Source organism: Erwinia aeris, from assembly GCF_041224955.1.
GTDB lineage: Bacteria > Pseudomonadota > Gammaproteobacteria > Enterobacterales > Enterobacteriaceae > Erwinia > Erwinia aeris.
This window is the reverse complement of the sequence record NZ_JBGFFX010000011.1, coordinates 16,440-34,700: the sequence shown is the minus strand read 5'-3', so window position 1 is coordinate 34,700 and position 18,261 is coordinate 16,440. Positions and strand designations below refer to the sequence as shown.

Annotated in this window: 18 protein-coding genes; 9 read left to right on the top strand and 9 right to left on the bottom strand. The window is 55.9% G+C overall.

Annotated elements, in window-relative coordinates; translation table 11 throughout:
* Positions 1-220: 220 nt before the first annotated feature.
* Positions 221-562, bottom strand: coding sequence for a hypothetical protein (locus AB6T85_RS16940; RefSeq protein WP_369896238.1), 342 nt, complete (start codon positions 560-562; stop codon positions 221-223).
* Positions 563-756: 194 nt separating this feature from the next.
* Between AB6T85_RS16940 and AB6T85_RS16935 the strand changes: the two genes are divergently transcribed.
* Positions 757-1,563 (top strand): arylamine N-acetyltransferase family protein, encoded by an 807-nt coding sequence (locus AB6T85_RS16935; RefSeq protein WP_369896236.1) that lies wholly within the window; start codon positions 757-759, stop codon positions 1,561-1,563.
* A 139-nt stretch (positions 1,564-1,702) separates the two neighbouring features.
* On the opposite strand, the gene AB6T85_RS16930 is transcribed toward AB6T85_RS16935, so the two are convergent.
* Both AB6T85_RS16930 and pdxR read right to left on the bottom strand, forming a co-directional pair.
* Entirely contained in the window at positions 1,703-1,969 is a 267-nt protein-coding gene (locus AB6T85_RS16930) for a hypothetical protein (protein ID WP_253458441.1), read from the bottom strand.
* Positions 1,970-2,362: 393 nt separating this feature from the next.
* Positions 2,363-3,835: a MocR-like pyridoxine biosynthesis transcription factor PdxR gene (gene pdxR / locus AB6T85_RS16925; protein WP_301250596.1), complete on the bottom strand. Its 1,473-nt coding sequence runs from the start codon at positions 3,833-3,835 to the stop codon at positions 2,363-2,365.
* A 109-nt stretch (positions 3,836-3,944) separates the two neighbouring features.
* Here pdxR and AB6T85_RS16920 point away from each other — a divergent pair, with 109 nt between their 5' ends.
* Positions 3,945-5,204 (top strand): 4-aminobutyrate--2-oxoglutarate transaminase, encoded by a 1,260-nt coding sequence (locus tag AB6T85_RS16920; protein ID WP_253458447.1) that lies wholly within the window; start codon positions 3,945-3,947, stop codon positions 5,202-5,204.
* A gap of 100 nt (positions 5,205-5,304) precedes the next feature.
* Here AB6T85_RS16920 and AB6T85_RS16915 read toward each other — a convergent pair whose 3' ends face one another.
* The gene (locus tag AB6T85_RS16915) at positions 5,305-6,681 is read right to left on the bottom strand and encodes an APC family permease (protein WP_301250594.1); all 1,377 of its coding nucleotides are present in this window, start codon (positions 6,679-6,681) and stop codon (positions 5,305-5,307) included.
* A gap of 218 nt (positions 6,682-6,899) precedes the next feature.
* Positions 6,900-8,315 (bottom strand): glutamine synthetase family protein, encoded by a 1,416-nt coding sequence (locus AB6T85_RS16910; RefSeq protein ID WP_253458453.1) that lies wholly within the window; start codon positions 8,313-8,315, stop codon positions 6,900-6,902.
* A 218-nt stretch (positions 8,316-8,533) separates the two neighbouring features.
* Here AB6T85_RS16910 and puuD point away from each other — a divergent pair, with 218 nt between their 5' ends.
* From puuD to AB6T85_RS16895, 3 genes are all read left to right on the top strand, one after another.
* Complete coding sequence (gene puuD / locus AB6T85_RS16905; protein ID WP_301250593.1) at positions 8,534-9,298, top strand: gamma-glutamyl-gamma-aminobutyrate hydrolase; 765 nt, start codon at positions 8,534-8,536, stop codon at positions 9,296-9,298.
* 23 nt (positions 9,299-9,321) lie between these two features.
* Complete coding sequence (gene puuR, locus AB6T85_RS16900) at positions 9,322-9,879, top strand: HTH-type transcriptional regulator PuuR (protein WP_253458460.1); 558 nt, start codon at positions 9,322-9,324, stop codon at positions 9,877-9,879.
* 148 nt (positions 9,880-10,027) lie between these two features.
* Complete coding sequence (locus tag AB6T85_RS16895) at positions 10,028-11,308, top strand: NAD(P)/FAD-dependent oxidoreductase (protein ID WP_369896233.1); 1,281 nt, start codon at positions 10,028-10,030, stop codon at positions 11,306-11,308.
* Positions 11,309-11,359: 51 nt separating this feature from the next.
* On the opposite strand, the gene queF is transcribed toward AB6T85_RS16895, so the two are convergent.
* From queF to AB6T85_RS16880, 3 genes are read right to left on the bottom strand one after another with little or no spacing between them, the layout of a single operon-like run.
* A complete protein-coding gene (gene queF, locus AB6T85_RS16890) occupies positions 11,360-12,187 on the bottom strand; it encodes an NADPH-dependent 7-cyano-7-deazaguanine reductase QueF (RefSeq protein WP_253458467.1) in 828 nt (275 codons plus the stop codon).
* Entirely contained in the window at positions 12,184-13,071 is an 888-nt protein-coding gene (locus AB6T85_RS16885; protein ID WP_253458470.1) for a queuosine precursor transporter, read from the bottom strand. The genes queF and AB6T85_RS16885 overlap by 4 nt, the downstream gene beginning before the upstream one ends.
* An 18-nt stretch (positions 13,072-13,089) precedes the next feature.
* Complete coding sequence (locus tag AB6T85_RS16880) at positions 13,090-13,686, bottom strand: helix-turn-helix domain-containing protein (RefSeq protein ID WP_253458473.1); 597 nt, start codon at positions 13,684-13,686, stop codon at positions 13,090-13,092.
* A gap of 48 nt (positions 13,687-13,734) precedes the next feature.
* Here AB6T85_RS16880 and AB6T85_RS16875 point away from each other — a divergent pair, with 48 nt between their 5' ends.
* Both AB6T85_RS16875 and AB6T85_RS16870 read left to right on the top strand, forming a co-directional pair.
* The gene (locus AB6T85_RS16875; protein WP_301250590.1) at positions 13,735-14,052 is read left to right on the top strand and encodes a hypothetical protein; all 318 of its coding nucleotides are present in this window, start codon (positions 13,735-13,737) and stop codon (positions 14,050-14,052) included.
* Positions 14,053-14,510: 458 nt separating this feature from the next.
* A complete protein-coding gene (locus AB6T85_RS16870; RefSeq protein WP_369896230.1) occupies positions 14,511-15,449 on the top strand; it encodes an alpha/beta hydrolase in 939 nt (312 codons plus the stop codon).
* Positions 15,450-15,577: 128 nt separating this feature from the next.
* Here the strand turns inward: AB6T85_RS16870 and AB6T85_RS16865 are convergent, their stop codons facing one another.
* A complete protein-coding gene (locus AB6T85_RS16865) occupies positions 15,578-16,483 on the bottom strand; it encodes a LysR family transcriptional regulator (protein ID WP_253458482.1) in 906 nt (301 codons plus the stop codon).
* 163 nt (positions 16,484-16,646) lie between these two features.
* Between AB6T85_RS16865 and AB6T85_RS16860 the strand changes: the two genes are divergently transcribed.
* Both AB6T85_RS16860 and AB6T85_RS16855 read left to right on the top strand, forming a co-directional pair.
* Complete coding sequence (locus tag AB6T85_RS16860; protein WP_301250588.1) at positions 16,647-17,210, top strand: NAD(P)H-dependent oxidoreductase; 564 nt, start codon at positions 16,647-16,649, stop codon at positions 17,208-17,210.
* Between the two features lie 26 nt (positions 17,211-17,236).
* Positions 17,237-18,250 carry an aldo/keto reductase gene (locus AB6T85_RS16855; protein WP_369896227.1) on the top strand — a complete coding sequence of 338 codons (1,014 nt, stop codon included), beginning with the start codon at positions 17,237-17,239 and terminating at the stop codon, positions 18,248-18,250.
* Positions 18,251-18,261: the final 11 nt, after the last annotated feature.

Genomic DNA, 18,261 nt, shown 5'->3' with positions numbered 1-18,261 from the left:
CCGAAACTGTGGGTAGCCGTTCCGCTGCAAAAAAGATGCAAATAAGAAGACACAGTGCAGCGCTTTCAGATCCGTAACAAGCTGAGTCGATTGGCTGAATATGTAACAGCGCTCTGTTACCCGTTTGCCCTTATTCCCTGAACGTAGTGAAAGATGCTGTAACAAAGTTAATCCATAACCTGAGTGACTAACGGCCCGTCAGCGGCAGGCCGCCGGCCCTTTAGTCGGTGTTTTTGGGCAGCATGACGCTTAAACAGTCGTCGATGCTTTGGCGAGTTCGGTTTTTATCCTGCTCGCTGAGCTGCCGGTAACGCTGAATTGCGCCCTGTGCCGAATGCTTGTCGAAAGCTACTTTGTCCACCGCGTAGGAAGCGTTTTCGTTGGTAATCACTTCGCGCAATTTGTCAGGGAAATCTGCCGAGTCTGGCGTGTCATGCATATCCTTGATCGCCACGCAGGCGGCGGCATAATAGTGCGGATCCTGCTCCGGAGGGAGGAAGGTCAGATAAAGCCCGCCGACGATAGCCAGCAAAGCTACAATGGCGATAGTTTTGCGTTTCATACAGGTTGTTTTTACTGAAGTGGTGGCGGCGAGCTTAACGTTTCCGGCGCCTTTTCGCCAGGTTAACGCCTTTGCCGTTACAGGCGGACAAAAGAAAGAGGATTGAACGTTTTCCATCAACCCGGCGGCCTGCGAAAATAGCCGGCAGCGGCAAAACTGCTAACATGGTGGTTTAACATCATGAACGAGTTGCTATGAACAACTATCACTACTTTTCCCGCTTTGCGGCGCTGGCTGGTTTTTCCGCGTCGCCGTCTGCTGATTTCGCCACCCTTAGTGCACTACATCAGCGCTGGCCTGCTCTTATTCCCTTCGAAAACATAGAGGTTTTGCTGGGCAGGCCGGTCAGTATCGACGTAGAGAAGATTGCCGACAAGCTGCTGAGCAAACAGCGGGGAGGCTACTGCTTTGAGCATAATCTGCTGTTGCGACAAATCCTTGAAGAAATTGGCTTCAGGGTTACGCCGCACCTTGCACGCGTGCTGTGGGGACAGGATAAGCCGGACGCGACGCCGCAAACGCATATGCTGTTAACCGTGGCGCTCGACGGCGTGCGGTATCTGGCGGATGTCGGTTTTGGCGGCGTCAGCCTGACCGCGCCTTTACGGCTGGAGGCGGGCGAACAGCAGGGTTACCGTCTTGAGCGGTTCAGCCAGGAAGAGTGGCTGCTGTCGATGAAAAGCGGCGGCAGCTGGCGGTTGATGTATCGGTTTGCCGATGGCGCCTGCGAACAGGCGGATATTCTTGTCGCCAGCCACTTTGTTGCCACGTATGACGAGTCGCTGTTTCGCCATAATTTGATGATGGCGAAAATAATAAACGGGCAGCAAACCAATCTGTTCAACCGGCATCTTACCGTCTACGGAGAGGAGAAAAGGCAGCAGGAGGCCGCGTCCTTTACCGACTTTCGCGCGTTAATCCTCTCCTTTTTCACGGCGGACAACGTGTTGAGCGAGACGGAAATACGGGCAATTTACGAAAAGTTGGCTGAAATCATATAGAGGCATAAAAGCATAAAGGCATAAAGGCATAAAGGCATAAAGGCATAAAGGCATAAAGGCATAAAGGCATAAAGGCATAAAGGCATAAAAGCATGAAGGCAGACCGGTGGCCTGCCTTATTCAGATCCTTCACGCAAAACTACGCGGCAGACGAGCTGTCGGCTGGGGTAGTTAATCCGGTCAGGATATTCGACAGGAAGGAAAGCTTCGCATAGGTGCGAGACAATCCTATAGCCTGATGCGTCAGTTTTTTGATGCTCCAGCTATCCGTCGTGGTAGAAATAGCATCAACGGTGGTTTGCAGTTTGGTTGAGACATTTTCCATAGCCGAGTTCAGGCCGGTGATAACGTCAGTCAGACCAGCGCCGCTAACCATTTGTACTTCATTATGGCTGATTTCTCTCATTACTTTCTCCTTGTATATAAGGTTAATACAGCGGAGTTAATATATTTATCTCTGCCGCTTGCGTAAAGGGCGAAAATTCCTGAATAGAATATATCCGCACGAATAGCCTGGATATAAAGGGCGCATCCCTGTCAGTGCTTTCTTATTAATGAATTTAACAGGAGTTTATTGCGCACTACAGGTGGTAAATATTGGAATGATTAATAACGGGGTGAGTTTGAATGGTGAGTATTATTTATTTGTGATTTAAATTATTTATTATCTATATATTTATTCCTTTTAAATAAATTACCGAAAAATGGCCGGAAGTCATTGACCATGCGCTGCCTGTCGCTCTCTTTTACCCTGCACCGGGCGGGCGTTTTTTCAGGCGGAAAAGCTTACCGACACCGATCATTTTGCTAACAGCGGCAGCAGGGCGTGGACGACAGGCATAAAGGTTTCCGTCATTGCTTCCGCCTCTACGCAGGCGTAGCCGAGGATCAGGCCGCGTCTTTTCGCCTCGCCCCTGTAGTAAACCGAAAGCGGGCGAGTCCAGATCCCCTGTTGCTCCAGCACGTAAGCGAGGGCGACGTCGTCAATTTCCGGCGGCAGCGCAAGGATCAGATGCAGGCCGGCATGGCTGTCCTGGCCGATAAATTCCGCGCCCAGCTCCCGGCGGATCGTCCCGACCAGCGCCTCGCGTCGCTGGCCGTAAAGCTGTCGCATACGGCGTACGTGCGCCGCATAGTGGCCTTCACGAATAAATTCCGCCAGCGCCAGCTGGGTCAGGCCGTAGCCGCCCCGGTAAAGTTCGGAATGGGCCACTTTCAGGCGGGCCGTCAGCGAGTCGGGCACCACCATATAGCTGGTGCGCAGCCCCGGATAGAGCGTTTTGCTGAAGGTGCCCAGATAGATGACGTTTTCATCCTGCGCCAGCCCCTGTAGCGCCGGTACCGGGCTTTCACCAAAGCGAAACTCGCTGTCGTAATCGTCCTCGATGATAATGCTGCCCCAGGCCTGCGCCTGGCGGAGCAGCGCCTGACGACGCGCCAGGCCCATCACGGCGCCGGTCGGATATTGATGGGAAGGCGTTACGCAAATCAGCCGTGGCGGCGCGACGCCTGCGGGCAGCGTCATGCCTTCGTCGTCTACCGCAATCGGCACTGTTTCCAGGCCGTTGATTTCCAGCACGCTGCGATGGCCCCAGTAGCCCGGCTCTTCTACCCAGACCCGATCGCCGGGATTGCAGAGCATTTTCGCCAGCAGATCCAGCGACTGATGCGTCCCGGAAGCGATCAGGATCTGCTCCGGCGTGCATTTAACCGAACGCGCCACGCGCAGGTAATCCGCCAGCGCATGTTGCAGCGGCGCGTAGCCGCCATGCTGCGAGTAACTCAACGTTTCTACCGGCAGCCGCAGGTTCAGGCGGCGCGTGATTTTATGCCAGGTTTTATGCGGAAAATGCCGTACGTCCGGCACGCCGGGCATAAAGGCTCCCCACTGACGCTGGCTGGCGCCGGCGCGGTTCAGCAGCTGCTCGCCCCGGCGGGAAAGCGCGATCTGCCCTGATGGCACGTCGGCGGAAACGATCCGTTCCACCGCCGAAAGATCGCTTTCCGGCAGACTGGCGCTGACAAAGGTGCCGCTGCCCGCGCGGGTGGTGAGATAGCCTTCCGACTGTAGCTGCTCATAAGCGGCCATCACCGTATTGCGCGATACGCCTAGTTCGGCGGCCAGATCGCGCGAGGCGGGCAGGCGAGTACCGGGCGCAAGCATCCCTTTCTGAATGGATTGCTGTAAGGCGTCGTAAAGACGCTTGCCCAGCGTGCCTGCGGCCGTCTGTCCAAGCCGGCAGGCGACCAGATCACCGACGAGTGTGCGCAAAGTGGCTCCCTAAAATAGTCAAAACTGGCTCTGGATAATAGCACCCCATCAGCGCTAAAAATCAAGGTAATTCAGGTACAACCCGGCTTCCCGTAACGAGGAGTAAAACATGAACGATTCCATCCGTCAGCGCCGTCTGGACGCCACACCGCGCGGTGTGGGCGTAATGTGCGATTTTCTGGTCGAGCAGGCTGAAAACGCCACGCTTATCGATACGCAGGGGCGCGAATACATCGACTTCGCGGCGGGGATCGCCGTGCTGAATACCGGGCACCGTCATCCGAAAGTGATCGCTGCCGTGCAGCAGCAGCTGACCCGTTTTACCCATACGGCTTTCCAGGTTATTCCTTATGAAAATTATATCTCGCTGGCGGAGCGCCTGAACGAACTGGCGCCGATAGCGGGCAAAGCGAAAACCACTTTTTTCACCACGGGCGCGGAGGCGGTGGAAAACGCGGTGAAAATCGCTCGCGCCGCGACCGGGCGTCCCGGCGTCATTACCTTTACCGGCGCGTTTCATGGCCGCACCATGATGACGATGGCGCTGACCGGCAAGGTCGCGCCCTATAAAACCGGCTTTGGCCCTTTTCCCGGCTCGGTGTTCCACGCCCGCTATCCCAACGAGCTGCACGGCGTCAGCGTGGAGGATGCGCTGAAAAGCCTGGACGATATTTTCCATTGCGATATCGCGCCGCAGGAAGTCGCCGCCATTATCTTTGAGCCGATTCAGGGCGAGGGCGGTTTCAACGTCGCGCCGCCGGAATTTGTCAGCGCGCTGCGCCACCTGTGCGACGAGCACGGCATTCTGCTGGTGGCGGATGAGATCCAGACGGGCTTTGCACGTACCGGTAAGGTGTTCGCCAGCGAATACTACCCGGATGCGAAACCGGATCTGCTGACAATGGCGAAAAGCCTGGGCGGCGGTTTCCCGATTTCCGGCGTGGTTGGCCGCGCCGAAGTGATGGACGCGCCGGGTCCTGGCGGGCTGGGCGGCACCTATGCCGGTAACCCAATCGCGGTAGCGGCGGCCCACGCGGTGCTGGATATCATTGAGGAAGAGCAGCTGTGCCAGCGTGCCGACAGGCTTGGCGCGGCCCTCAGCGAAGCCCTTATCGGCACCCGCCATCCCGCCATCGCTCAGGTACGCGGACGCGGCTCGATGATTGCAGTGGAATTCAATCATCCTGAAACCGGCGCGCCGGACAGCGCTTTTGCCCGCGATATTCAGCAGCGAGCGCTGGCGCAGAACCTGATCCTGCTGACCTGCGGCGTGCACGGTAACGTGATCCGTTTCCTTTATCCGCTGACCATTCCGGACGAGCAGTTCAGCCGCTCGCTAACCATTCTGACCTCGATCCTGAAAGCCTAAGACATTCCCGGCTGCGTCACGCGGCCGGGCATATTTCGACAGACCTTTCATCTACTGACGCCCAAAGCGGGCTGCATCACGCGGCCATAAATGTTCTGCCTTATTTCCCGCCCGTTTCCGCTCGCAGCTTGTTAAACTGCGGCGGCGGCTGGCGAAAACGGCGGGTCAGCCAGGCCAGATAAAGCACGCCGAGCACTGCCCAAATCAGCCCCATCGTCAGCGATGTCGCCTCCAGGTTGATCCACAGTACCGCGACTGTGGCGGCGCCCACCATCGGCAACACCAGATAATGCAGCTTCTCCTTCCAGGTGCGATTGCGGCCTTCGCGGCGGTAAAAGTGGTTAAATACGGCGAGATTCACAAAGGTAAAGGCCACCAGCGCGCCGAAATTAATCAGCGCCGTCGCCGTTACCAGGTCGAAATACTGGGCGGAAAGCGCCACGATGCCGACCATAATCACGTTAAGCGCGGGCGTGCGCCATTTGGGATGCACGTAGCCGAACACCCTGGCCGGAAAGACATTATCCCGGCCCATTACGTACAGCAGACGGGAAACGCTGGCATGAGACGCCAGGCCGGAGGCCAGCGTATTGATAAAAGTGGTGCAGAGGAAAATCGACTGAAACAGCTTGCCGCCGACGTAGAGCGCGATTTCCGGCAGCGCCGCATCGGGATTTTTAAAGCGGCTGATATCGGGGAAAAAGAGCTGCATAAAGAACGAGGCGGCAATAAAAATCAGCCCGCCGTAGAGCGCGGTCAGAAAGATGGCGCGCGGAATGGTTTTCCCGGCGTTGTGCGTCTCTTCGGAGAGCGTGGTAACGGCGTCAAAACCGAGAAACGAAAAGCAGACGATGGTCGCGCCGGTCATAATCGGCAGCAGGTGCGCGTTCTGGCTGATAAAAGGCTGTAGCGACCAGACCGTGCCGACGCCTTCACCGCGATACAGACCGTGGATCACCAGAAAAATAAATACGCTGATAATCGCGACCTGAGCCAGCACAAACAGCGTATTGAAGTTCGCCACCAGGCTGACGCTTTTCAGGTTGGCGGCGGTCATGATCGCCACAAAACCCACTACCCATATCCAGGGCGGCACTTCCGGAAACAGGACCGAAAGGTAAATCTTCGCCAGCAGCACGTTGATCATCGGTAAAAACAGATAGTCCAGCAGCGACGACCAGCCGACCAGAAAGCCGACGTGAGGATTGATCGCCTTCTGCGCATAGGTATAGGCGGAACCGGCTTCGGGGAACTGGCGCACCAGCTTGCCGTAGCTGACGGCGGTAAATAATACGCCGGCGAGCGCCAGCAGATAGGAAGCGGGAACGTGGCCGTTGCTGATACCGGAAACGATACCGAAGGTATCGAACACCGTCATCGGCGTCAGGTAGGCCAGCCCCATCATCACAATCTGCCAGAGCTTAAGGGATTTTCTCAGCCCCGGTTTGGCCGGGCTTTCTTCAGTGACGGCAGCCATTAGCAGCCCCCTTGCGGCGGCGCTGAGAGAACAGCCGTGGGCGGCTTAAGGGTATACGGGACGGGCAGATGCACCATTTCCGAACCTCATGATGTAGGGCGTTCCGCCGCCGCTTTTTTTCCTTCGGCGACAGGCGGTACGGGCCGGAAAACCGGCAGAGAGCGCGCTCGTTTCCAGACGGGGCGCATGGGCGAGGCTCTTCCTGAGGCCGGATGCCATCAGGCGTTTTTCAGCATCCAGTCAATTTCCGTATCTGTGATCAACCGCTCAAACTGCGTTAGCTCGTTGCTTTTGCAGGCGTGCCAGACGTGGCTGAAACGTTCGCCGAGCTGAGCACAGAGCGCCTCGTGCTGGGCGAATTCCCACAGCGCATCGCTCTGACGAATAGGGAATGGCAGCCCGTCCTGCTCCAGCCCGTTGCCCTCGACCTTCGGCGGCAGCGGCAAATCGTTATCCAGACCGTGCAGGATCCCGGCAAAAATGGCCGCCATTACCAGATAAGGGTTGGCATCCGCGCCCGCGACCCGATATTCCACGCGATGATTATCGCGATCGCCACAGGGAATGCGCAGGGCGACGGTGCGGTTATTGTGGCCCCAGGAAGCCTGCGTCGGCACATACATGCCTGCCTGAAAACGGCGATAGGAGTTGATATTAGGTGCCAGCAGCGCCATGGAGGCGGGCATCATCTCGATCATCCCGGCCAGCGAGCGTTGCAGAAGGGGGGAGTCGTTGCCGTGCCGGTCGGCCAGCACGTTCTCGCCCTGGTCGTTCAGCATACTGATATGAATATGCATGCCGCTGCCGGCGTATTCCTCGTAGGGCTTGGCCATAAACGTGGCGTGCATATGATGTTTTTCCGCCACCAGCCGGATCAGGCGCTTCAGCGCCAGCGCATGATCGCACGCCTCCAGCGCGTTGCGGGTATGGTGCAGGTTAACTTCGAACTGGCCTGGCGACGCCTCCGCCAGCGCGCCGTCCGCCGGGATCTTTTGCAGCTGCGCCAGCTCGTCGATATCGTTTAACACGTCGGCAAAGTGATTGAGATTATCCACGGAGTAGACCTGGCTTTGCATATTGCGATCCTGGGTGCCGGGCGCGCAGGGCGGCTGAAGATAGCCTTCGGCGTCACGCTGCCGATCCAGTAAATAGAACTCCAGCTCTACCGCTACCACGGGATGCAGTCCACGCTGCTGTAGCTGCTGCCACAGGCGGTTAAGGACATTTCGCGGCTCAACGTCAAAGGGAGCGCCATCTTCGTCCAGCATCGTCAACAGCAGCTGGCCGATGGTCTGTGGATCGGCGGCGGAGGGCGTCAGCGTCCCGGCGATGGGCACACAGATGCGGTCGGGTTCGCCGGATGCCTGGCCCAGGCCCGCCGCCTCCACCACGTTGCCCAGAATATCCATCGCGAAAACGGAGGCGGGGAAATAGCAGCCTTTCTCCAGCTTACGCAGCGCCGCCACCGGGATGCGCTTGCCCCGGAAACAGCCGTTAAGATCGGTCAGCATCACATCGACGTAATGGGTATCCGGATAGCGGCTCAGATAGGCTTCGACCTCTCTGGCGAAGGCGCTGCTCCGTCTCTCTTCCGGCTGCTTAAAGTTTTCCACTGCTACAAGGTTAGTTTCCATGATTCACCGCTGTTGGCTTGGTAGGGGATAACAGGATCGCATTCACGTTGTTAAATATAATGCACACAAAAACAATCTGGACGGAAACAAATTGTTTGTCAAATGTTGCATTTGATTTAAAAAAGGGTTATCAAAATACCAGTCAGCGGAAATATTGCGCATTTCAGGTAATTTCAGACGCTTTTGTAAAAAATTCAGTCCGAAACAAGAGGTGAAGCATGGTCGATATATTTTACAGGCCGATTGTCGGGGTGGTGATGTGCAGCAACCCCGTCAAAGGCCAACAAAGTCATACCTTGCAAGATAAGTACCTGAATGCGGTTCTGGACGCGGGCGGTTTACCCATCGCCTTGCCGCACGCGCTGGCAGAGCCGGAATTGCTGGCAGGCGTGATGCCGCTGCTGGACGGCGTGTTGCTGCCGGGCAGCCCCAGTAATATGCAGCCGCACCATTATGGTGAAAACGGCGATGAGCCTGCCGCCGATCCCGGGCGAGATCTTCTGAGCATCGCGCTGATTGCGCAGGCGCTCGAAAGGCGCATCCCCATTTTTGCCATCTGTCGCGGTTTGCAGGAGCTGGTGGTCGCGACGGGCGGTACCCTCTACCGTCGCCTCTGCGACCATCCGCAGTTTCTTGAGCATCGTGAGGACCCGGATCTGCCAATAGATCAGCAATATGCGCCCTCGCATGAGATCAAAATCCAGCCGGACGGATTAATTTCGCAATTGATACCCGGAAGCAAAACATTCTGGGTAAACTCGTTGCACGGGCAGGGCGCAAAAACCCTTGGCCCGCGGCTTCGCGTGGAGGCGTACTCCCAGGACGGGCTGCCGGAGGCGGTCAGCGTGCTCGATCATCCCTACGCGCTGGGCGTACAGTGGCACCCGGAATGGAAAAGCAGCGAATATGCGCTGTCGCGCCTGTTGCTTGAAGGCTTTATCACGGCATGTCAGCAGCATCACGCTGAAAAGCAGCAGCTCTGACTCACATTGAAGGAAATGCGTTTATGAACAATGACGGCCTGGCACCAGGCAAGCGTTTGTCCGGGATCCGCCAGCAACTGGGTCTGTCACAGCGCCGGGTTGCCGAACTGTCTGGATTAACACACAGCGCCATCAGCACCATTGAACAGGACAAGGTCAGCCCGGCCATCAGCACGCTGCAAAAGCTGCTAAAAGTTTACGGGCTGTCGCTGTCCGAATTTTTTGCGGAGCCGGAGATCCCGGACGAGCCTCAGGTGGTGATTAATCCTGACGAGCTGATTGAGATCGGCAGTCAGGGCGTCTCCATGAAGCTTATCCATAACGGCGCGCCGAACCGCACGCTGGCGATGATGATTGAAACTTATCAGCCAGGCACCACCACAGGAGAGCGCATCAAGCATCAGGGGGAAGAGATAGGCACCTTGCTGGAAGGGGAAGTCGTGCTGAAATTCAACGGTCAGAGCTATCATCTGGTGGCGCAGCAAAGCTACGCCATTAACACCGGCATTCCGCACAGCTTCAGCAACACCTCGGCAAAAATTTGCCGCATTATCAGCGCCCATACGCCTACCACCTTCTGATGCCTGACGGCCGCTGCCGCGCGGGCCTGTGAACCACGACGGTGCATTCCCGCGCCTTTTGACGCCATACAGAGCGGCAACGGGCGCGGGTCGCGCCGCAAATACTCACCGAACCGATATCCGTCTGGATCTCTCTGGAGCCGTAAGCATGACTGAACATACGCAAAGCTACTATGCCGCCAGCGCCAACGCCTACACGCCGTTTCCGCCGCTGGAGGAGCCGATCTCCTGCGACGTTTGCATCATTGGTGCAGGCTACACCGGGCTGTCTTCGGCGCTGCATCTGGCGGAAAACGGCTACCAGGTCGTGGTGCTGGAAGCGGCGAAGGTCGGTTTTGGTGCCAGCGGGCGCAACGGCGGTCAGGTGGTCAACTCCTACAGCCGCGACGTGGACGTGATTGAAAAAAGCTACGGCAAAGATGCCGCCAGAATGCTGGGCAGCATGATGTTTGAAGGCGGCGATATTATTCGCGAGCGCATTAAACGTTACGGCATCGCCTGCGACTATCAGCAGGGCGGCCTTTTCGTGGCGCTGAACGCCCGTCAGTTCGCCACGCTGGAGGAGCAGAAGCAGAACTGGGAACGCTACGGCAACGACCAGCTGGAGCTGCTGGACGCCGGGCAGATCCGCCAGGAGATCGACAGCGATCGCTACGTCGGCGCGCTGCTGGACAAGCGCGGCGGCCATCTGCATCCGCTAAATCTGGCGATTGGTGAAGCGCAGGCGATAGTCCTGAACGGCGGCCGGATTTTCGAGCAGTCGCCGGTAGTGGAGATCCAGCATGGCAGCCCGGCCGTGGTAAAAACGGCGCAGGGCCAGGTTACGGCGCGCTATGTTATCGTCGCGGGCAACGCCTATCTCGGCAGCAAACTGGAGCCGTCGCTGTCGAAACGCAGTATGCCGTGCGGCACGCAGGTGTTGACCACGGAGCCGCTTGGCGCAGAGCTGGCCGCGTCGCTGCTCGCCTCCAACTACTGCGTGGAGGACTGCAACTACCTGCTGGACTACTTCCGGCTGACGGCCGACCATCGCCTGCTGTACGGCGGCGGCGTGGTCTATGGCGCGCGGGATCCTGAGGATATCGATCGGCTGATCGTGCCGAAGCTGCTGAAAACCTTCCCGCAGCTGAAAGGAGTAAAAATCGACTACCGCTGGACAGGCAACTTCCTGCTTACGCTCTCAAGGATGCCGCAGTTCGGCCGCCTGGAAAACAACATCTACTATATGCAGGGTGATAGCGGGCACGGCGTTACCTGTACCCATCTGGCCGGTCGGCTGATTTCGGAAGTGCTGCGCGGCGACGCCGAACGTTTCGACGCCTTTGCCCGCTTGCCGCACTATCCGTTCCCCGGCGGCCGCAATATGCGTATTCCGCTTACGGCGATGGGCGCGGCTTATTACAGCATCCGCGACAGGCTGGGCGTGTAGAGAGACAGCCATTTTGCAGCGTAATAAACAGGAACGGGCGCCTGGCGGGCATTACTGACGGACGAGGCGGCCCGTGGTCGGCTGCGCTTCAAAATCGCTTCTGAACGGATTGATATCCAGCCCGCCCCGGCGGGTGTAGCGGCCGAACACGCTTAGCTTTTCCGGGCGGCAATAGTGTTTGATATCGTTAAAGATGCGCTCAATGCACTGCTCGTGGAACTCGTTGTGCATCCTGAACGAAATCAGATAGCGCAGCAGTTTTTCCCGCTCGATCCGCTTGCCTTCATAATGGATGACCACGCTGCCCCAGTCGGGCTGATTGGTCACCAGACAGTTAGACTTAAGCAGGTTTGAGGAGAGCGTTTCGGCCACAACATCGCCGGAGGCGGCATCCTGCAGATGCTGCGGAGAAAAATCGTAATCCTCCACGGCGATATCAAGATGGTCAATGCATTCGCCGGGCAGCGCTGCGGTAAAAGCGGCGTAGCCGTTTAAATCGGGATAGAGCTTGACCTTCACGCTGCCGTCGGCCGCCCGCGACAGATCGTTTTCCAGCGTGGTGGCGACCTCTTCCGGCGCGGCGAAGCGCGTCTGATTAAAGCTGTTCAGGTAAAGCTTAAAAGATTTTGATTCGATCAGATGCTGGCTGGTGGCCGGGATCCAGAATTCGGCGATAGCCACCACGGGTTTGCCCTTAGCGTTAAGCCAGGAAAGCTCGAAGCCCGTCCACAGGTCGAAGCCGGAAAAGGGCAGCTCCGCCGACGTCAGGCCGATTTCCTGGCGACCGCGCGACCGCGGCAGCGCCTCCAGCAGCTCCGGCGCATAATGCTGAACATAGCCGGTGCTTTTGCCCAGCAGCGTAATTTCCTCTGTTTTCATACTACTTCCTCTGCACGGTTAACCTGTTTTTCTTTATTGATATAGCGTCTGAACAGTTCACGGGTAGCGTAAATAGGGCCAACGCCCAGCAGCGCATAGCCCAGCTTGATAATGAACTGCGAAATAATCATGGTTTTAATCGTCGCCATGCTGAGCACGTTGTGAAAAGCCAGCGTACAGAAAATCACGCTATCAAGAGCCGAAGCGATAACGTTGCTGGTCAGCACGCGCACAAAAAGAAAGCGCGAATTGGTCAGCTCTTTTATTTTGCACAGGATCAGCGAGTTAATATTTTCCGACACCAGATACGCGGCCGAAGAGGCGAACAGTACGGAGACAATGCTGTTAACAAAGGTGGCGTAGGAGATATTCAGCTCCCACTCTTTCAGACCGGGTAAAAGGCTGGTCAGCCACAGGCCCGCCACAAACAGCGTATTAGAAATAAATGAAATAAATATCGTTCTTCTTGCCATTCTCAGGCCGTAAAACTCGTTGATAATATCCACCAGGATAAACGAGAGCGGATAGAAAAAAATGGCGGGCGGCACCACGAAATTCACCACGGGGATCAGCACGGGTTTCACGCCGCTCACGGTGCTGAGCGTATAAATAACCGTCAGCGCAATGCTGATGATCAGATAGGCGTACCAGGAGCGTTCATGCCTGTCGCCAATATCGTAAGAGGTCACGGTGCTGTTATCGCCATAAAGGCGACGATAAAGCGATTTCAGTTCATGCCGGTTAAAATCATCCGTGATTTCGCTGCTTTCCAGCTCGGGCAGGCCGATGCTGATATGCTTGCCGGTCGCCAGCACCATGACGTTAGCCGTAATCACATCCGAGCGGGTAAAGCCCAACAGCTTGTATTTCTTGTTTTGTTCCATGCAGAACAGTCCTTAGGGTTATTGGATTCTTTCTTCGATAATGGCGCCCAGCAGGGAAGCTTCCTCAGCGCCGGAGTGGATATCACTGACAAATAGCGCCTGAGTCGGGGAGGAAAACAGCGCCAGCTGCTTCTCCTGTGGCGGCGTATGGCGTTTGATAATAAGCACATCGCCAGGAAAAAACAGGTTGCCCAGATTTCTTTCAACCTGTAGCGCGACCGTGTTAGCGACCTCGCCAAAAAACCAGGTAACGGGATAGTGCGCCACCAGCTGGCCCACTCTTTTGTCCGCGCAGCGTAAAAATGCCGATTGAGGAATAACCGGCACGGCAGCCGGGTTTTTATCGCCGTCGGGCGACAGCGTATTTTCGATCAGTTCGATAGATTGCAGATCGTGATTTTCAATAATCTCGCACGACACGCCAAAGAAATCCGCGATTCGCGTAATGGTCGAGCGCTGTACGTTATTGACTTTGCCATCCAGGATTTTATACAGCGTCGCGCGGGTGACGCCGGTACGGTTGGCGAAAGAGACTTTTGTCTCGCCCCGGCTTTTAATAATATAATCTATATTGTTGATTATATTGTTTTTTCTCTGCAATGCCGATGTTTTCATGATAAGCGTCCGGTTGCTGTCATCTGCCGCATTTTATAAGCAAATTTAATGTTATTCAATAAATGTGAAGCAGGGAGTAGACAGGTCAGACCTGGTTTTGTCTGCTTTTTTGCTGTTGCATTAAGTGTTAATTTAAATAAAATCAATCATTTATACTTTTATGGCTGGTTTGGTATTCATTTTAGTGGAAGTTTTGTCTCTTTTTTTGTTGACTTCATTAAGGGTGTAAGATTAAGTTATCTGTACAAAGCAGCACATAATAAAAATATCTCCAGTATTCTTGCCAACGCCAGGGAATCCAGTTCACCGTGCGAACCTGATGCTTACCCATCAGGTTCGCCAGAGTTGTTACGCTTAAAGGCGTAGATCCAGCTACACAATAACCTCTGTCTTTCGCGCCCCTTCTGTTGCGAAGCATGAACCATGCCAAAAAAATAACCAGGGTATGGTCGCTGAACGCAGATTGTCGACCGCCGCATTTTTCACAAATCCTTATCGTCCCAAGGCTTCTCATATAAAAATTTAATTTTTTCCGGTTTGGTAAAATTAAACCCCATTACGCCTGGTATTTTTCGTATTACGTTTGCTGCAAAAAGTGTGGGTATTAAACCCGCCGTTAATTAATGCGCGTTTCGCGCGGAGATCCGACACCAGAAATAGCTTGCCGGGACGGCTCTTATTTGTAATTAATAATCATTCTCATTATAGTGGCGTTTTCCGCTTGTCGGCTATCACGCAGCCGGGCCTGCATTTTTGAGGAGAAACCGACAGACGCGACTTTTCCTCATCGCCTGCCTGTCCGGGTTTTTATTGAGAGCATGTAGATGAATATTAAGTTATTTTTCACCCGAAATGCGCGCGCGGCTTGCCGGCTGGGCGCGCTTTTTTTTACCTGTTTTTATACGACAGGCGCCTGGTGTCAGCCCGATATGCGGCCGTCTGGCCCGAATATTGCGGATAAGGGATCGGCTTTTTATCACTTTCGCGTCAGCACGCTTGATTCCGCCGATGGACAGCGACATTACAAAATATGGACGGGCATTCCCAATAAGAAAGCGCCGCCTGCCGGCTTTCCCGTGATGTATCTGCTCGACGGCAACGCCGTAATGGACAGGCTGTCGGAAGGGCTGCTGCAAACGCTGTCGGCGCAAAACCCGCCGGTGATTGTCGCCGTTGGCTATCAGACGACGCTGCCTTTTGACCTGGCCGCCAGAACCTATGATTACACGCCGCCGGACGGCGAAAAAAGCGCCCGGCCCGGAGGAAGAAAGGGCGGCGGCGACGCTATTTTTCGCCGTCTGCTTGAGGAAAAAATTGCGCCGCAGGCCGAAAGAGGGTTAAAGATAAACTCCGCCGGGCGTGGCCTCTGGGGCCATTCCTTAGGCGGGGTCTTTACGCTGAACGCCTGGCTCTCCTCGTCGTTCTTTCATTTTTACTATCCGACCAGCCCAACGCTGAACCGGCAGTACGACGGCGTGCTGGCTAAGTTGGCGAAGGTCGAAGCGTCGCGCTTCTGCGCGAAGTCGCTCTATGTCAGTGAAGGCGACGGCCAGCCGGGAAACAATCCGCATGCGCCGGCGGCGGAAGTGCAGGACAGGGTTCGCGCCACGCTGGCATCGCTGCGCCAGGCCGGTTTATCTGCCGCCTACTGGTCGTGGCCTGAACTTTCGCACGGTCAGACCTTTGATGCCGGTTTCCGGCAGGCCTTACGCCATCTGGCGCAGCATGGCGAAGAGCGGGGCGCGTGCCGACAGGCTGAATAGAGATAAAAGGCGTGCGCGGCGCAGGGATAAGCCATGCACGCGGGCGTCTTCCGCCAGCGAGCATGTGCTTGCCGCGCCGTAGCGCGGGTTTTACGGTTACTTTACCCCGCTAAAGACCGGTGTTTTTGTCAGCTATACCCAGGCCGGTTCTCCAGCAGAAAATCAATCAGCGCCTTTACTCTTTTCGTTTTACCCGCGCTTTTTGCGTAATAGAGATAAACCGGCGGATAGGTCTTCCAGAAAGCTTCCATCACCGGCAGAAACCTCTCTTTATCCGGCTGCAGCTGCAAAACCGGCTCGAACAGCCTGCCGATACCCAGCCCGCTGCGGATGCCGTCAGCCATCACGTCGATGTCGTTGCTGATAAGCTGGCCCGGCATATCCACGGTCAGCTGTTCGCCGTTGTGCTCCAGCATCAGCGGCAGGAGGCGGTGAGCGGTAATAAATCGGTAGCCGATAAGCTGGTGCTGCGGCAGATCGGCTGGCGTTGTCGGCGTACCGAACGCCTTCAGGTAGGCTGCCGAAGCGTACAGCCCTTCACGAAAGGGCTTCATCAACTGGCGCGCCACCACGCCGCCCTCAAGGATATCGCCAAAACGGATCCCCACATCGACCCGCTCATCAACAAGATGCACGGTGCCGTCGTACACGGACACTTCCAGCCGGATGCCCGGATAACGCTGGCAAAATGCCGCCATCACCGGTTTGAGGATCAGCAGATAAGCGAAGCGGGAAAGCGTGATCCTGACCAGCCCGGAAGGCGCCTGCTGCTGACCCCGGATATTTTCCAGCGAGTTTTCCAGCGATTCCACCGCGGATAAGGTTTGCTCTAACAGCTGCCGTCCGGCATCCGTTAACTCAATACGCCGGGTGGTGCGCACGAAAAGAGGATGGCCGATATGCTGCTCAAGCAGCTTAAGCGCCTTGCTGACCGAGGGCGGCGTGATTTCCAGTTTCCTGGCGGCGGCCGAAATAGAGCCTTCACGAGCGATGCTCTGAAAAATGCGGATCTGGTTGTATATCACGTTATTCATTACGTCGTCCTGATGCAGCCACGCCGCTGATTATTAGCCACAGGCTAATTATCCATAAGCCGATACTGTCCTAATTCTATCAGGATCGCGAGCCTATACTTTCCTTCGGCAACCTCCCGCCGGGTAAATCAGGGAAAATGAGAAAGGAGATTAACGGCTAAAAATGAATATAGTTATTATTTCCGGACACCCGGATCTGACGAAGTCAATCGGTAACGCAACCATCCTGAACGAGGTGGCTAAGGCGCTGCCAGATGCGGAAATCCGTCGTCTGGATGCCTGTTATCCGGGCCATCAAATTGACGTGCGGGCCGAGCAGGAGGCGTTGTTAAAAGCCGAGGCGATCGTCTGGCAGTTTCCGTTTTCCTGGTATTCGCTGCCGGGGATCATGAAAGTCTGGCTGGACGAGGTTTTTGTTCACGGGTTCGCACAGGGTTCAACGGCAAAACTCGGCGGCAAAAAACTTATCCTTTCCTTTACCACTGGTGCAGCACAGGCGCTTTATTCTGCTGAAGGTGCATTCGGGCATAGCCTTGATGATTATCTTATTCAGTTTGAAACGACGGCCAGGCTGTGCAATCTGGAGATGCAAACACCCGTGTACACCTGTGGCATAAGTTACGCGGAGCGGGATGAAAACATCGCACAGCAGAAAATGTTGGCCAAGGATCACGCCGCACGGCTCATTGCGCAGTTAAAAGCGTTAGCGTCGAAACCGGCGCTTTAGATCCTGTTAATAAAGGAGAAAAGGTAATGGACTATACGCAACTGGGGAAAAGCGACTTAACGGTTTCCCGTCTCTGTCTGGGCTGCATGGGATTTGGCGATGCGGCGACGGGCCAGCACAGCTGGACGCTGGCTGAAGCGGAAAGCCGTGAGATCATCCGTTACGGCCTGGAGCAGGGCGTGACTTTTTTCGATACGGCGATAGCCTATCAAAACGGTTCAAGCGAGCGCTATCTCGGCCGGGCGCTGCGGGATATGGCGAGGCGCGATGAGGTGGTGGTCGCCACCAAATTTCTGCCGCGCACGCCACAACAAATAGCCAGCGGCGTTACCGGCAAACAGGCTATTGCTCGATCGCTTAACCAAAGCCTGCAAAACCTGGGCATGGAACATATCGATCTCTATATCTGTCACGCCTGGGATCACCATACGCCAATACTTGAGGTGCTTGAGACGCTGCATCAGGCCATTCAGGCGGGCAAAATCCGTGCTATCGGCATTTCTAACTGCTTCGCGTGGCAGCTGGCTAAAGCGAATGCGCTGGCCGAGCGGGAAGGTCTGACCGGTTTTGTTTCCGTACAGAGCCATTACAACCTGATTATGCGCGAGGACGAGCGCGAATTAGTCGGCTTATGCGCTGAAGATAATATTGCGATGACCCCTTACAGCGCGCTGGCCAGCGGTCGTCTTGCCCGGCTGGATAATCCGCCAACGCGGCGTGCCGCTGAAGATGCGTATGCGAAAGGAAAATACGATAAAACGGCGGCGCAGGACCGCATTATTATTGAACGCGTAGCGGAGCTTGCCCGTCGGTATCAGGTTTCCATGACCGAAATTTCACTCGCCTGGCTGTTAACCAAAGTCACCGCGCCGGTCGTCGGCGCCACCAAAAAGCAGCATCTCGACGGCGCGGTAAAAGCCGTGAAGTTGCAGCTCAGTCAGGAAGATATTCACTTTCTGGAGGCGTGCTATCAGCCGCACGCTCTGGTGGGGATGATGGCGCAAAAAACGCCTCAGACAGAGGATCGAAAGAAGGTATGAGCGCGTTAAGC